Origin of the sequence: Paenibacillus rhizosphaerae (assembly GCF_014192015.1) — a bacterium.
Taxonomy (GTDB): Bacteria; Bacillota; Bacilli; order Paenibacillales; family Paenibacillaceae; genus Paenibacillus_AQ; species Paenibacillus_AQ rhizosphaerae.
The window spans coordinates 171,025-186,015 of sequence record NZ_JACHXJ010000003.1 but is presented as its reverse complement, the minus strand read 5'-3'; the positions used below and the strand labels follow the sequence as shown (position 1 = coordinate 186,015).

General features: G+C 52.9%; 16 protein-coding genes and 1 other RNA gene. 11 read left to right on the top strand and 6 right to left on the bottom strand.

The features are described 5' to 3' along the window. Positions 1–43: 43 nt before the first annotated feature. Both ssrS and FHS19_RS17440 read left to right on the top strand, forming a co-directional pair. Positions 44–235, top strand: a non-coding RNA gene (gene ssrS / locus FHS19_RS17445) — 6S RNA. A 188-nt stretch (positions 236–423) separates the two neighbouring features. After that, positions 424–816: a DUF1499 domain-containing protein gene (locus FHS19_RS17440; RefSeq protein WP_183583154.1), complete on the top strand. Its 393-nt coding sequence runs from the start codon at positions 424–426 to the stop codon at positions 814–816. Between the two features lie 71 nt (positions 817–887). Here the strand turns inward: FHS19_RS17440 and tpx are convergent, their stop codons facing one another. Beyond that, positions 888–1,406 carry a thiol peroxidase gene (tpx, locus tag FHS19_RS17435; RefSeq protein WP_183583153.1) on the bottom strand — a complete coding sequence of 173 codons (519 nt, stop codon included), beginning with the start codon at positions 1,404–1,406 and terminating at the stop codon, positions 888–890. Positions 1,407–1,527: 121 nt separating this feature from the next. Between tpx and FHS19_RS17430 the strand changes: the two genes are divergently transcribed. Continuing rightward, positions 1,528–2,145 (top strand): rhomboid family intramembrane serine protease, encoded by a 618-nt coding sequence (locus FHS19_RS17430; protein ID WP_183583152.1) that lies wholly within the window; start codon positions 1,528–1,530, stop codon positions 2,143–2,145. Between the two features lie 48 nt (positions 2,146–2,193). Continuing rightward, positions 2,194–3,111 carry a glutamate biosynthesis transcriptional regulator GltC gene (gene gltC / locus FHS19_RS17425; RefSeq protein WP_076170234.1) on the top strand — a complete coding sequence of 306 codons (918 nt, stop codon included), beginning with the start codon at positions 2,194–2,196 and terminating at the stop codon, positions 3,109–3,111. Between the two features lie 53 nt (positions 3,112–3,164). Here gltC and FHS19_RS17420 read toward each other — a convergent pair whose 3' ends face one another. Further along, on the bottom strand, positions 3,165–3,851 hold the full coding sequence (locus FHS19_RS17420; protein ID WP_145135697.1) for a zinc metallopeptidase: 687 nt from the start codon (positions 3,849–3,851) through the stop codon (positions 3,165–3,167). Between the two features lie 31 nt (positions 3,852–3,882). Then, entirely contained in the window at positions 3,883–4,317 is a 435-nt protein-coding gene (locus FHS19_RS17415) for a MerR family transcriptional regulator (RefSeq protein ID WP_183583151.1), read from the bottom strand. 263 nt (positions 4,318–4,580) lie between these two features. Here FHS19_RS17415 and FHS19_RS17410 point away from each other — a divergent pair, with 263 nt between their 5' ends. The 3 genes from FHS19_RS17410 to FHS19_RS17400 are packed head-to-tail and all read left to right on the top strand — an operon-like array spanning position 4,581 to position 7,893. Beyond that, entirely contained in the window at positions 4,581–6,026 is a 1,446-nt protein-coding gene (locus FHS19_RS17410) for an ammonium transporter (RefSeq protein ID WP_183583150.1), read from the top strand. A gap of 50 nt (positions 6,027–6,076) precedes the next feature. Next, positions 6,077–7,156, top strand: coding sequence for a DUF294 nucleotidyltransferase-like domain-containing protein (locus FHS19_RS17405; RefSeq protein WP_183583149.1), 1,080 nt, complete (start codon positions 6,077–6,079; stop codon positions 7,154–7,156). After that, positions 7,153–7,893, top strand: coding sequence for an exonuclease domain-containing protein (locus FHS19_RS17400; protein ID WP_183583148.1), 741 nt, complete (start codon positions 7,153–7,155; stop codon positions 7,891–7,893). Before FHS19_RS17405 ends, FHS19_RS17400 begins: the two co-directional genes overlap by 4 nt. On the opposite strand, the gene FHS19_RS17395 is transcribed toward FHS19_RS17400, so the two are convergent. Further along, positions 7,879–8,334, bottom strand: coding sequence for a M67 family metallopeptidase (locus FHS19_RS17395; RefSeq protein WP_183583147.1), 456 nt, complete (start codon positions 8,332–8,334; stop codon positions 7,879–7,881). The two genes, FHS19_RS17400 and FHS19_RS17395, sit on opposite strands and share 15 nt — an antisense overlap. Positions 8,335–8,905: 571 nt before the next feature. On the opposite strand from FHS19_RS17395, the gene FHS19_RS17390 reads away from it, so the two are divergent. Next, the gene (locus tag FHS19_RS17390; protein ID WP_183583146.1) at positions 8,906–9,457 is read left to right on the top strand and encodes a TlpA family protein disulfide reductase; all 552 of its coding nucleotides are present in this window, start codon (positions 8,906–8,908) and stop codon (positions 9,455–9,457) included. 127 nt (positions 9,458–9,584) lie between these two features. Here FHS19_RS17390 and cimA read toward each other — a convergent pair whose 3' ends face one another. Further along, positions 9,585–11,204 (bottom strand): citramalate synthase, encoded by a 1,620-nt coding sequence (gene cimA / locus FHS19_RS17385; RefSeq protein WP_183583145.1) that lies wholly within the window; start codon positions 11,202–11,204, stop codon positions 9,585–9,587. Positions 11,205–11,359: 155 nt separating this feature from the next. On the opposite strand from cimA, the gene FHS19_RS17380 reads away from it, so the two are divergent. From FHS19_RS17380 to FHS19_RS17370, 3 genes are all read left to right on the top strand, one after another. Continuing rightward, entirely contained in the window at positions 11,360–12,682 is a 1,323-nt protein-coding gene (locus tag FHS19_RS17380; RefSeq protein WP_246426674.1) for a DNA polymerase IV, read from the top strand. A 158-nt stretch (positions 12,683–12,840) separates the two neighbouring features. Further along, positions 12,841–13,083, top strand: a complete 243-nt coding sequence (locus tag FHS19_RS17375) for a ferredoxin (protein ID WP_183583144.1) — start codon at positions 12,841–12,843, stop codon at positions 13,081–13,083. Between the two features lie 128 nt (positions 13,084–13,211). Further along, the gene (locus FHS19_RS17370; protein ID WP_183583143.1) at positions 13,212–14,663 is read left to right on the top strand and encodes a L,D-transpeptidase; all 1,452 of its coding nucleotides are present in this window, start codon (positions 13,212–13,214) and stop codon (positions 14,661–14,663) included. A gap of 87 nt (positions 14,664–14,750) precedes the next feature. On the opposite strand, the gene FHS19_RS35305 is transcribed toward FHS19_RS17370, so the two are convergent. Then, on the bottom strand, positions 14,751–14,885 hold the full coding sequence (locus FHS19_RS35305) for a hypothetical protein (RefSeq protein ID WP_256992312.1): 135 nt from the start codon (positions 14,883–14,885) through the stop codon (positions 14,751–14,753). Between the last annotated feature and the right edge of the window lie 106 nt (positions 14,886–14,991).

Sequence of the window (14,991 nt, the reverse complement as noted above, 5' to 3'; positions counted from 1 at the left end):
ACCAATTCGTTTACATGCTGACGATTTCGGTCTATAATAAGACTACATCCTGCGATGTTCGCCACGGTTAATCGTTGTTTTGAACCAATGATAATGTCTGAGGGAGATCTATATGAAGCGCAGCTGAAACGCCCTGTCTATATGACATGGGGACTTCAAAACCGCTGATGCGATCACCCACCTGCTAGAGCAGGTTCAGAAGACAATTTAACCGGACGGCATAGGCGGGTTTTTATTTTGTCGATGAACCCATTGTGACCATCATGGTGCAGAATAGAGAACATCCCGGCCGGTTCTATACCCGGTTCGGGGTGTTTTTTTTGTTGAATCTCCGGCATCATTCCGTACTTACTCTTTTGTTCTGACCGTAACAATGATAAACTGTTAAGTATTGATGATGTTTACTATAAAGGAGGAAAGGTCTTGTCGCTAAAGAGAGTTCTAGTGGGGGTCATTCGCAGTCAAGAAGGAACAAGCGACCGCGCGAAGGATCCTAAAATGAAAACGCGCTATTACAATTTATCGAAAGACAAGGCATGGGAGGAAATCTCCTCGACACTTAAAAAAATTCCTGGCTACAAAGTGCTGCACGAGGTGTCTTCCGTCGGGGAGATCACGCTGGAGAAGAGAACCTCGCTTGGCCGTACCGTGGATATTACCATTTCGGTGCTATCGGTTGGTCCAGTCCGCACCGCTGTTGATATGTACTCGGCCTCCCGGGGCTCGCTGGGGGATCTGGGGTATAATTACCGGATTATTGTAAACCTGTTCGGCATTTTGGATAAGAAACTGGCTAAATACAAAATAACACAATGAGTAAGGAAAAAGCGGGAGAAAGATCAGCTCTTTCTCCCGCTTTTTATGGAAACATGGCGGCTTGAGCCGAATTACAGCAGTTCTTTAACGGCTGCTACGGCATTTTCGTAGTTTGGATGCTCGGCCATTTCCTTGAGGTACTCGACATATGTAATCTTGTCGTTTTTGTCCACGACGAAAATGGAGCGCATGTCCAGACGGAATTCCTTGATATGAACACCGTAAGCGTCGCCGAACGACATCTCCTTGTGGTCGGAAAGTGTCACGACGCGGTCGATTCCGGCAGCGGCACACCAGCGTTCCTGAGCGAATGGAAGGTCGGCGCTGATCGTCAGCACGATCACGTTGTCGCCAAGGCCGGCGGCTTCTTCGTTGAAACGGCGCGTTTGGGCGTCACATACTCCCGTATCAAGAGAAGGAACGACACTAATTAATTTGATTTTGCCGGCATAGTCCTTAAGAGTAGCCTCTTCAAGCAAATTTTTGCTGACCTTGAAATCGGGAGCGGCGTCGCCCACCTGAAGTTCCGGGCCAATGAGGGTAATCGGATTGCCTTTGAATGTAGCTGCATTGGTACGTTCTTGTGCCATGTGAAATCTCCTTCCTGGTTATCAAAAATTGGTGATTCGTGACAAAGTCCATTATAATCTTTTTAAAAAGGCATTGTCCAATTTCGTCGGTGGCTTACTCGGATATAGAAGGAAGGATAACATGTTATTTGTACGTTATGAGAATTTAAAAAGTTATTTGAAGTACTACCCGATCACGACGCTGCTCTTTGTCATCAACCTGGTGATGTTTCTCATTATGGCCTTTAACGGGGGCTCCACCAACAATGAAACGCTGATCCGGTTTGGAGCATTGACGAACATCGATCAATATAATGAGTGGTGGAGATTTGTCAGCTCCATGTTTTTGCATGCGGGTTTTTCCCACTTGCTCTTTAACAGCTTCGCGCTGCTCGTCTTTGCCCCGCCTCTCGAGAGGCTGCTAGGTCCTTGGCGATACGGGCTGCTGTACTTGTTAAGCGGTATTCTGGGGAATTTGATGACAGTGGCTCATTACAACCGTACCGGAGAGATCCTGATTTCCATAGGCGCTTCAGGCGCGATTTACGGCATATACGGCGCCTATCTGTATATCGCCTTATTTCAGCGGCAGTGGATGGACGACGCCTCCCGGAAAACCGTGTACGGCATTTTGATCGTGGGCGTTATCGTAACCTGGGTTTCGCAATACAACATCAACTGGGTAGCCCACTTGGGCGGATTGATCGGCGGTTTCTTTATTTATGGACTGATGGCCAGGGTGCTGAGAAGGCGCCACTAGCCATGCTCGGATGAACAGGTATCGTATAAGCAGAATGGAGCGAAAGTAGTGGAATTAAGACAGTTGCAATACTTTTTGAAGGTAGCACAGAAGGAGCATGTCACGCAGGCGGCGGAGGAGCTGCATGTCGCCCAGTCTGCGGTGAGCCGGCAGATTCATCAGTTGGAAGAGGAACTCGGAGTCCACTTATTCATGCAAAAAGGAAGAAACCTGCAGTTAACCCCCGTAGGGCAGCTGTTCTGCAAACGGGTGGAGGGCATCCTGAAGGATTTGGATAAGGCGGTTATGGAGGTTCATGAATTTCTGGATCCGGAGCAAGGGGAGATTCGCATCGGATTTCCGCACAGTTTGGGGATTCATTTGATTCCTTCCGTGGTGGCCGAATTTAAACGCCGGTATCCGAACGTGAAATTCCGTTTCAAGCAGGGGATGTTCCCGTCCTTGATCCGTGACGTGATCTCAGCGGAAGTCGATTTGGCCTTTATTTCTCCTTTCCCGGAAAAGCATGAACACGTGGAAGGCGAAGTGATCCTGACCGAAGAGCTGTATGCGATCCTGCCGCCGAACCATCCGCTGGCTGAAAAGGAGAGCATCAAGCTTGTCGAGCTGAAGGATGAGAAGTTCGTTCTCTTCAGCAAAGGCTACTCTTTGCGGCCGATCGTTTGGCATGCTTGCCTCGAGGCCGGCTTTACGCCGAAGATCGCCTTCGAAGGAGAGGAGACCGATACGATCCGCGGATTGGTGGCGGCCGGCATGGGAGTCAGCATCCTGCCGGAGCTGGCCTTGTTCCAGACCAATCCGCTGCAGCCGGCACGCGTAAAAATTTCGGAGCCGAAAGTCACCCGCACGATCGGGCTGATTCATCGTTCGGACGATAAGCTTCCTCTGGTGGCCCAGTCTTTCCGCACCTTTCTGCTTAAATATTTCGGCTTACACCAGAACAATAAAAATACCCCGGTCGGTTAACCGACACGGGGTATTTTTGTATTGAGATCAGATATTTGCTTAACCTGTTCGGATTAGTCACGGTTGTTGCTGTTCGTGAAGATCAAAATGTACCGGAGCAGTTCGAGCAGGGAAACCAGCGCTGCTGCAACATAGGTCAGGGCTGCGGAGTTCAGCACCTTGGCCACGCCGCGTTCTTCTTCGTTCGTGATGTATCCTTCCGATACCATAATCTCGCGGGCCCGGTTACTTGCGTTAAATTCAACCGGCAGCGTGATAAGCTGGAATGCAACCGCCACGGAGAAGAAAATAATGCCGAGGCCGATGAGTCCAAACCATTGGAAGAGGAAGCCGGCAATCAGAAGAATCGGAGCAAGTCCAGACGCGAAGTTGACGATCGGGAAAATCCGGTGGCGCAGTACCAGCATCGGATAGTGCTCCTTGTGCTGAATGGCGTGGCCGATTTCATGACAGGCAACGGAAATCGCCGAGATGGAGCTCTCGTAATACACCGGTTCCGACAGGCGGACGACGCGGTTAATCGGGTCGTAGTGGTCGGATAGTGCTCCGCGTACCGGTTCGATCGGCACGTCGTGCAGCCCGTGGGTGTCCAGCATGTGCCGGGCCGCGTCATATCCGGTCATGCCGCTGTTCGCCTGAACCGTGGACCACTTCTTGAAGGTACCCTGAACTCGAAATTGGGCCCAGAGCGAAAACAGAAATGCAATAATGATGAGTATATACATTCCGTCGAAATACATTTCCATACCTCCTGCTTTATTTTGCGGGAAACTAGAGGGTTGGGCCGTGCTGTTCAAGGAAGAGGCGAATGGCCTCAATGCACGCCGCACCTTGCGGGAGGAGATTCAGCAGCACCAGCCGCGCATGGCTTGGCTTCATTTGCTTAATCAGCGGTTCAAGCTCCTTCACTTCGCGCTGCAGTTGCTGCATATGAAGCTCAAGGTGAGACAGCTTGTCGGATACCTGCTTCTCTTCCGGAACCGAATCCCACTTCTCAAGCATTTCTTTAATCTCATCCAAACTATATTTCTCTTGTTTCAATTCATTAATACGTTTAAGCCGGACCAAGGTTTCATGACTGTATAAACGGTAATTCTTAAGCGTGCGCTTCTCTGGAGAAATCAATCCCAGCTTGGTGTAATAATCAATTGTACGCTCGCTGACACCACCTGCCTTAGCCAATTCACCGATCCGATACAGTATCATATCCCCATCCTCTATCACCTCGCAGGAAATTAACGAATGCTCGTTTCCATATTATATTACTTAAATTATGATACATGAATCCGAACCGTACAGTCAAACGTCATGCTTTTTCTGTAAATCTGACATTGTAAGTTAATATTACATCAGAAACATTTTTTCAGTATTTTCAAAAAATATCTTGTCAATTTCAGGACCATCGGCTTATAATGTCATTAAGAATTTCACTTTGTGTTAGAAATATTGACATTGGGGGAATGGGGTACATGAAAAGGAAATGGCTTGGAATCATGTTATTAATGCTTACATTATTGACGTTTCCCGTAACGGTTTTTGCGGCCGATGACGGGGCAACCAACGTTCAACTACAGGCTGGGTTGAACACCTTCTTCGTATTTATGGCTGCCATGCTCGTGTTTTTTATGCAGGCGGGTTTCGCGCTTTTGGAAGCCGGCACGGTACGGATGAAGAACGCGGGTCATATCGCAGGGAAGACCGTACTGACACTCGGAATTGCCATCGTCGTCTTCTGGGCAGTGGGTTTTGGCCTTGGGTTCGGCAATGGGAATAGTTTATTCGGAACGACGGGATTTTTCCTGACCGGCGATTCCATGGCAGCATCCTTTGATTCCTTATCCGCATCGGATGCTTCGCTGACGGTTAAGTTTTTGTTCCAGCTGTCCTTCGCGGCCGTTTCGCTGGCCATTGCTTGCGGCGGTATGGCGGAACGCGCTAAATTGAGCGTATATATCGTATTTGGAACGATCTTCATGATCGTGATTTATCCGGTAGTTGCCCACTGGGTATGGGGCGGCGGCTGGTTGGGTCAATTGGGAATGCAGGACTACGCCGGATCGACCGTCGTGCATCTGACAGGTGCGACCGCTGCCCTGGTCATCACTTACATGCTGAAGCCGCGCCTTGGCAAGTACAACAAGGACGGCAAGCCTAACAGCATTCCGGGCCACAATCAGGTATTATCGGTACTTGGCGTGTTTATTCTATGGATCGGCTGGTTCGGTTTTAACCCGGGTAGTGCGCTGACTCCGCTGATGGACGGGTTTTTCGGATATGTGGCATTGACTACCAACTTGGCTGTTGCTGCCGGTGCTGTAGCGGCTCTGCTGATTTCCTGGGCAATATTCGGCAAAGCCGATATCCCCAGCATGCTGAACGGCGTTCTGGCCGCTCTCGTTGCTATCACTGGTTCTTGCGCATTCGTGGATGCGTGGGCAGCAATTGTGATCGGTGCCGTTGCCGGTATCATTACCTTCTTCACGGCCCAATGGTTTGAGAGAGCAGGACTTGACGATCCGATCTACGCTTTTTCCGTACACGGTATTGCCGGGGTTTGGGGTGCCGTTTCCACAGGGTTGTTCGCAACGCCGAAGCTTGTTGAGATTACTGGAGTCGGTAAACCCGGACTGTTCTATGGCGGTGGATTCTCGCAGCTGGGCGTTCAAGTGCTAGGTGTCCTCGGGGCGTTCGTATTCGTTCTCGTTATCTCCTTCATCGTTATCGCTATTATGAAAGCAACGATGGGAATTCGCGTTACCGAAGAGGAAGAAATGATGGGTCTGGACATCAGCGAACATGGCACTTACGGCTATCCGGAGCAAATGAAGCTGCTCGTTGATTCCGAGATCAGACCATCGGCGTCTTCCGCGCCGGCTCCCAAGCCGTCTGCCGGAACCAATGAGTCCTTTACCTAAATCTAAAGAATGATGTCTGAATATAATTCACCATGGAGGGGGTGAACCGTATGGAACCGCTGAAGTCGGAATCTTGTGATCTGGATCTTGGTACGATCGCTTATGCCAACTCGCGTGAAGAGCTTCGGAGCCGGCGGCTGGACTGCCAGGAACAGCTTCAGGAAATGTTCGCTGATATGCCGATCGGCGCCTGGTCTGCGCTCGTCAATGAAATGCATGATTTGATCGCGGCCAGAGCCGTCGACATCTGCGAGCGGGAACTGGAGGAGGCCGGGTACGGCCTGCCTCCCGTCTCCTACGCCTTTGTCGTATTCGGCAGTGCGGGCCGCAGGGAGTCGACGCTGTGGAGCGATCAGGATAACGGGCTCATCATCAGTGACGAGCCGGATGCATATAAGGAAGCTTACTTTCAAAACTTCGGTCAACGGCTGTCGGACCTGTTTGAGTACTTGGGCTATGAAAAATGCAAGGGGAAAGTCATGTGCTCCGAGCCGCTGTGGCGCAAAACGCTGGAGGAGTGGAAGATGCAGCTCTCCCGCTGGCGCGGTGACTTCAGCTGGGAACCGGTTCGCTACCTGATTATCGCTACAGATATGCGCTATATTTCTGGTGACCGCACACTTTCTGAGGCGTGGAAGGCTTATTTCGGAAAATGTCTCGACGAGACGCCGGAACTGGCGATCGCAATTCTGCGGAATACGGTCAGACATAAAGCAACGCTAAATCTGCTCGGCCAGGTCGTTACCGAACGGTTTGGAGAGCATGCCGGAGATTTTGACGTGAAGTATGGGGTGTACATTCCGATCGTCAACAGCGTCCGATATATGGCGCTCCAGCAGGGCGTCAAGGAATCATCGACGCTGAAGCGGCTGGAGAGGCTGATGGTACTGGACGGAGGCAACATGCTGCTCGAAAACGTGCAGCGGGCCTTTCTTACTGCTTTGATGCTGAGGTCGACCGCTCCCCACCGCGAAGACAGGGGCATTTTCATGAGCAGCGGGTACATTCCGCAGAAGGATCTCAAGAAAAGGCCGCTGATGTATGAGCTCCGCGAAAGTCTGACGGTCGTCAGGCGGACTCACCGGGCTCTGCAGCGTCAGCTCCGGTTCGCGGAGAGGAGAAGGTCATGAAGACGCCGGAGCGGGGAAACAGCGGGTTCTGGAGCCTGCTTCGGCAGGGAGGCATGCCCTCGGCGATTGCTTCTGTGATGGGAGGCTCTTCCGCACAGCAGATGGCGTTTATCCGCTCGCTGATGAGAGAACAACGGCGGCCGGAGGTTCTGCATACGCCGCTAAGCGAGCTGGAAACGGTCGTGTTTGATTTGGAAACGACGGGGTTTAACGTTCAGCAGGGCGACGAGATTTTGTCGATCGGGGCGCTTCGCGTCAAAGGCGGCGAGATCAAGGATGACGAGTCGTTCTACAGCCTCGTTCAATGCAAACGCCCGGTGCCGTCCCATATTACCGGATTAACGGGAATTACGCAGGCGATGATCAACGAGGCGCCGCCACTGATGGACGGTCTGCACGGTTTCATGAACTTCGTCGGGGGAAGGGTGCTGGTCGCCCATGCGAGCGCCCATGACAAATCATTTTTGAATGCGGCGCTGTGGAAAACTTCGAAGGTGAACCTCAGCCACCGGGTGATCGATACGATGATGATTGCCCGCTGGCTGGAGCCGCAACGCGCGAGCTTTGCACTGGACGACCTGCTGATGGCGAAAAATATCCCGATCGAGGGAAGGCATCACGCTTTGGAGGATGCCAAGATGACCGCGAAGCTGTGGGTCATGTACCTGCGGGACATATCGCGCAGGAGACAGGTAGAAACGCTGGGTGATCTGTACGCCTATTTAAGCCATGCGTAACCGGGCGGGGCGGAGATGAAACCCGCCTGCCGCCGATCGTTCAATGAAGTAAGCTTGAGTCAGGATGGAAGATCCCGATTTGTCGGGGGAGCTGATCAAATAGATTCGGAGCATATCTCCGAATAGCGGGAGCTGACGCAAATCCTCCTCGGACGGAACGGGAATGGTGTGTGGATGCGTGTGAAAGATTCCGAGCAGTCCCGAAGGGTTCAGACATTGCTGCACCCACTCCTGGGGATTCAGGGTGAAGCGGTGCAGCGGGTCAGGCGCTACGTTGCGGATCGGGATGATCGTCTCGATTCGCATGCCGCCCGCTGCAGCATTACCCCGCAGTACACCGCAGGCTTCATTGGGCCGATGAAGAAATAGCTGCTCCGCCAATCCGTGGGCGCAAGCAGCATCCAGCCATATTTCTTCGTCGTATACGTGAAGCTCTGTCAACCGTATTCTCCCCTCTCACTTTGGCCTCTGCATTTGGCAGGGGCTCTTTTTTTGTGTATTCCTATCATGTCAAGTGTAGCGGGATGCCCGTACGATCGCAAGGGATGTGTTCGGCAGATCGGACGATGACACAAGGCGGATAGGGCGGGTGGGAAAAATTTTGCAGTTCATTTGTAAGTTCCCGTGAAAAGAGGGTAAAATATAAGGGATACCACTTTAAGTGCGTGTTCAAAAAGGTCGGTTTTCAGCACTGAAGTTTACGCTTCCGATGTGTGTTTTTTCAAAACACTTGAATTGGATGAAGCTAGGGACTGAGGAGCAGAGCGTACGTAGTGGGTACGTGAGCACCGGAAGGCCCGGCTGAATTTAAGATTCGATGCCGAATCAGCTTCCCGATTTACTTCGTGTTAGATATAGAATTTTATTCGTTATCAGCAGAGCTGATGAAATTCTATATCGCAAGAAAACCTACATTTTAATCGAGATCATTCATCCTGGATTGGCCTCGACTGGTTTTCTTATCAAAAGCGGACTTTTTGAACATCCTCTTTATGAAAAAGGGGCGACATCCATGAAACGTAATTTGTATATTCTACTCGCCTTTTTGGTGCTGGCGGGTGTTGTAGTCTATCAAAGTGCAGGGGACAAAATCCAGGCTGCCTTTCAACAAGAGAAGCCGCTGCCGACCGAAACGAAGCCACAGGCGGGATATCTGGCGCCGGCCTTCACGGCCACGGGGCTCGACGGGAAGGAATACCGTGTCGGCGGAGCGCAGGACAAGGCCATCCTGGTGAATTTCTGGGCTTCCTGGTGCGATCCGTGCCAGCAGGAAGCGCCCGAGCTGCATGCCTTGGCGGATAAATACAAGGATGACCTGAACATTTACGGCATCAATGTGACCAAATACGACAACAAGAAAAACGCCAAAAGCTTCGTTGAGAAATACGACGTGAACTTTCCGGTCATGCTGGATCTGAAAGGAACCATTTACGACCAGTACAAGGGAGCCGTGTTTCCGACGAACGTCCTGATCGACAAAAACGGCGTTGTGCAGGACGTGATTCTGGGCATACTGCCGTCCAAGGATCTGGAGAAGAAGATCAAGCATCTGATCGAGTCCTAGTTTTTAAATAAGCTGAATGGAAGACCCGCCGGTGGCGGGCTTCTTTTTTTGAGGATTTGTTTTAGAAAATAAAAGACCGCCCGGAGTGGCTCCGGACGGTCTGTTTCAAAAAAAGTATGTTTTATCGTTAGTGATTGACCAGCCCTTGCGACGGTGAAGCCGTTTCAGGTGCAGACGCCTGAAGGATCTGTCCCAGCAGTGCATACCGCATACTGTCGACCAGCGCCTCCCAGCTCGCCTCGATGACGTTCTCCGATACGCCGACGGTGTTCCAGGACTGGTTGATGTTGCGGGATTCGATCAGTACGCGAACCTTGGCCGCGGTCGCATCCTTCTCATCGAGCACGCGGACCTTATAGTCGGATAGGTGCATTTCCTTGATCGCCGGGAAATACTGAACAAGTGCCTTCCGCAGCGCATTGTCAAGCGCGTTGACCGGACCATTGCCCTCGGCCGCCGTATAGACGTTGTTGCCGGCGACGTTCAGCTTGACGAAGGCCTCGGAAACGACGGCTCTGCCGGCGGTTTTCTCTACCAGCATTTTGAAGGATTCAAAGGTGAACAGCTCCTTCATTTCGCCGCCGGCCTCGCGCAGCAGCAACTCCAGGGACGCGTCGGCCGCTTCGAACTGATAGCCCTGGTGCTCGAGATCCTTGATCTTCTCGATGACTTTGCGTGAATGCTCGCTCGTGGAATCGAAATCCAGGCCCATATCCTGCGCCTTGGACACGATATTGCTCTGGCCGGCCAGCTCCGACACCAGCACACGCTGCTTATTGCCGACGAGCTCGGGCACGATATGCTCGTACGTGCGCGAGTCGCGAAGAATGGCGGAGACGTGGATTCCGCCTTTGTGCGCGAATGCCGCGTTGCCGACATACGGCTGGTTCACCGGCATGTTGACGTTGGCGATTTCGCTGACAAAGCGGGCGGTGTTGGTCAGCTGCTTCAGGCGGTCTTCGCCAATGCACTCGTAGCCGAGCTTGAGCTCCAGATTCGGAATGATGGAGCAGAGGTTCGCGTTGCCGCAGCGTTCGCCGTAACCGTTGATCGTTCCCTGAACCTGACGGGCGCCGGCTTCCACCGCGCTGAGTGTGTTGGCCACGGCCAGCTCGCAGTCATTATGCGTATGGATGCCGAATTGGGCCTGAGGAATAAGGGTCGTCAAGTTCGAGACGATTCCATGAATCTCATGCGGGAGGGTTCCGCCGTTCGTGTCGCACATCACCAGCCAATCGGCTCCGGCTTCCTTGGCCTTCTTCAGCACGGAAACGGCATAGTCCGCATTGTTCTTGTAGCCGTCAAAGAAGTGCTCCGCATCGAAAATGACTTCAAGCCCCTGCTGCTTCAAAAAGGCGATCGAGTCGTAAATCATGGCCAGGTTCTCTTCCAGCGTGGTCTGCAGCGCCGTATGAACATGAAAGTCCCAAGATTTGCCGACGAGCGTGGCGGCTTGTACGCCGGATTCAAGAATACGCTTTAAGTTTCCGTCCTGCTCAGCTTTACTGTCTTTGCGGCGCGTGCTGCCAAAAGCGGTGATTTTGGCGCTCAGGCCCAGCTGCTGAACCCTTTTAAAAAACTCGATGTCCTTGCTGTTGCTTCCCGGAATGCCACCTTCAATATATTGTACGCCAAGCTCATCGAGCTTCTTGGCAATCTTCAGTTTATCGTCGGCGGACAAGCTGACACCTTCGCCTTGGGTGCCGTCCCGCAGGGTCGTATCGAAGATGGAAATGGACTTAGACATGGGAGTCCTCCTTTGGAAGTCTTGGAATGATCACTACGTCATTTGTATAATTCATTATTATATCATTTTTACGCGGGAATGTAACAAAGAATTCCTCGTGCAAGTAGGTTCCCGGGGTTCTTGACCTCGTTTCTGGTGAGGGGTATGCTGGATTTATGAATTTGGTAAGGGTGAGAAAGATGGACAAGCCAAGCGTTGATGCCTATTATCCGCAGAATGGAAGGGTCATTCTGCATGTTGATATGAACGCGTTCTACTGCTCCGTCCATGAGGCGGAGGAGCCGGAGAAATACCGGGGCATGCCCACCGCGGTTGCAGGAAGCATGGAGCTGCGCAAGGGGATTATCGTCACTTGTTCCTATGCTGCGCGGAAACGGGGCATTTCGACAGGCATGCTGGTCACCCGGGCGCTCAAGCTGTGCCCGGAGCTGATCGTCATCAAGCCTGATTTTCATTTATACCGCAAATACTCCAAGGCGTTTATGAAAATCGCCTATTCTTATACGCCGCTGATGCAGGCGACTTCGATTGACGAATGCTATCTCGATATTACCGGATCGAAGCAGTTCGGGACGCCCCAGCACATCGCCGAGGAAATCCAGCGGCGCATCTATGAGGAGCTGGGGCTCCCCTGCTCTATTGGGATTGCTCCGAATAAGCTGCTGGCCAAGATGGGGTCCGATATGGAAAAGCCGAACGGCATCTCGGTCCTCCGCATCCGCGATGTGCCGAACGTGCTGTGGAACAAGCCCTGCGGCGAGCTGTTCGGGATCGGCGGCAAGACGGCGGAGAAGCTGCGCAAAATCGGCATCCATACAATCGGCCAGCTGGCGCGTACGGACGAAGATGCGCTGATCCGCGTGTTCGGGGTCGTGGGGGCCTGGATGAAGCAGGCGGCGAACGGCATTGACCTTTCTCCGGTGGTGGAGGATCGGGAGCAGAGCAAATCGGTCGGACATACGACGACGCTGCCTCACGACATCAGCGCCAAGGAAGATGTGAACCGGGTGCTGCTCAATTTGAGCGATCAAGTTGCCCGGCGCTTAAGAAGGAAGGAGCTGGTCGCAGGCGGGGTGCAGATCACGATCCGGACGCCGGACATGAAGACAATCACCCGTGCCCGCGTGCTGCCTGCCCCGACCGAAAATGCCGAGGACATCTACGAGGCGGCGCGCAAGCTGTATGCGGAGCATTGGAGTTGGGACAAGCCGGTCAGGCTGCTGGGTGTGACGCTGCAGCATTTGGTGCCGAAGGAGGAGTCGGCGATTCAGCTCGATCTGTTCAGCTACGAGAAGCAGCCGAAGAAGGAGTCCCTGACCAAGATCATGGACGAGCTGCGGAACAAGTTCGGGGAGAACGCCGTCGTTACCGCGGGGATGCTCGGCGACGATCCGTCGGCGCTGCTGCGCAACCACCGGGTCAGGGGAACGTCGCTGCAGATGGATTTTGTCGATAAGCGCGACGAAGATCTTCCTTAGGCGGCTAGGGCGAAAGTCACGAAACGAAAATATGTGATTTTTGTCATTGAAGAGACGGTGAAATTTGCGTTACCATATAAGTATGGTTTTGCTGCTATAGTGGAGAACATTACGTTTTTTGATAGATTGATAGATAAATAGAAAGGTAGAGGAGAGCCATGGCCAAATATACTTGGGTTGAGAAAGATACCTGCATCGCGTGCGGCGCCTGCGGCGCAACCGCTCCGGATATTTACGATTACGACGACGAGGGGCTGGCCGGGGTTGTGTACGGAGGCGACGACAATACTGGCAACATCGAAATTCCTGAAGAGATGTACGACGACCTGCAGGATGCCGTTGACGGCTGCCCGACCGATTCGATCAAGATCGCGGACTGCCCTTTTCATAAAGAAGGCTAAAGCATCTACTGCTGGCTTTCGCCCTTTTCTGAAAGCATCCCCCGGCCGAATAGGCCCCGAGGGGGATGTTTTTTTGTTTCCCGCGTGCCGATATAAATAGAAAGAACATTTGCGCATGGAGGTTTCCGGTGAAGAATTCGCTCTATCTCAAAAAATACGTTCAGATGCATCCGGATAACAAAATGGGATGGTATTTGCTGGGGAAGGAATATGAAAAAAACGGGCAGCAGGGAAAAGCGAACTACTGCTTTAACCAGTCGGGCGGAATTTATGAAGCCTTTGAAACGAGCCGGGTGCCTTCGGATATTTGGCTGGAATACGAACAGAAGCTGCTGAAGCAGGCCGAGGACGCGGAGCGGAAGCGGCGGCGGATCCGCCGGGCGGCGGTTGCCTTGATGATTCTCATTCTGGTGCTGATGCCTTCGGTGGAGTCGCCGCAGCGGCAGAGCCTTGCAGAGGAATCGGCGAACCCCGGGGAAGAAGTGCGGGAGGCAGCAGCGGCAGGAGATATGCCCGGGACCAAGGATACCGGTAAAGGCGAAGGGGCTGCAGTAGAAGCCGGACAGCCTGTTCCTGGTGCGGTGTTTACCGCGCTGGGCGAGGACGATGCGGGCGGCAAGGCGCGCCTGCTGGCGGAAGAATTGTCAAGCGCGAAGGAAACCAAAAACCGCCTGGCGGTCCTGACCATGAAACGGCTGGGAAAATGGCTGCTGTGGTCGCGCGATCTGCCGGTCTCTTATACGATGCTTTCCGGCGGCAATGGGAAGATGACCTATCAGTCCTATATCGCCAAAGACTGCGCATGCAAACCGCAGGATCAGGAAGCATTGCAGTCCGATGCCGCGAAATGGACGCTGGAGCAGGAAGAGCTGGCTTTGCTGTACAGCGCCATGGCTGCCTTCCGGGAAAAGAACGGAGCCCTGCCGAGGTCGGTGAACGATCTGACGCGGCCGTTTCCGGAAAACTGGGTTTCAGGACGGACGCCGCGGATGCAGGAGGCGTTTGCCCCGATGGCCGAATGGATGCAAGCCGGCGGAAATCCCTCTAAGGGACCGGAAAGCGGGAGCGGTGAACCGGCATCCAGCGCCAATACGCCGTCGTCTCCGTTTGCTTCGACGTGGGGGCGGGGGCCCTTTTTGCAGGAGAGGCTCGAAATTATCGTCGATAAAGCGGCGCACCGTCTGGCTGTGGTCAGCGGGGATAAGCTCATCCGCAGTTATAAGGTTGGATTGGGGGGAGAACGGACACCGGAGGGAAAATTCACGATTTCGATCAAGGTGATGAATCCGAACGGCCGTGATGACGGCGAATTTGGAAGCAGAGGCATGCAGCTGTCGGACACCAATTACGCGATTCACGGCACGGATGAACCGGGCAGCGTAGGCAAAGACGAATCCAAGGGCTGCATCCGTATGAGCAAGGCGGACATCGAGGAGCTGTTTGATCTCGTTCCACTGGGCACTCCTGTACTCATAAGCAAGGGGGTTCTGCCTGATCTGCCGCTCGTTCCGAAGGAAAGGTTCCTTACGAAGCCGAAGCAGGATCAGACGAACCCCCATCAGACGTATCACTGGCTGTGAACCGCACCCTTGACAGAAAGGCTTGTCCAGAAAAACTTCCGGTAAACGCGGTCAGTCTTCTTTGCATTACGTCGATAGACGCTTTTTTTACACGTTGAAAATAATCAGAACCGAAATGAGCAGAATGAGCAAAAGCAGGCCGATCCCGACCCAAAGCACCGCCCTCCGGTTGACTTCTTCCTTCTTCTGCTGAAGCGTCGGCGGTTTGCGCTTGGTTGCCATGACGTTCTACCTTCTTTCCTAATCAGATTCAATCTTACCCCCCATTGTAATGGCTTTCAGTGTAAAATGCCAGCAGGGGCAGGGTTTGGCGCCAGCCGCCCGATCA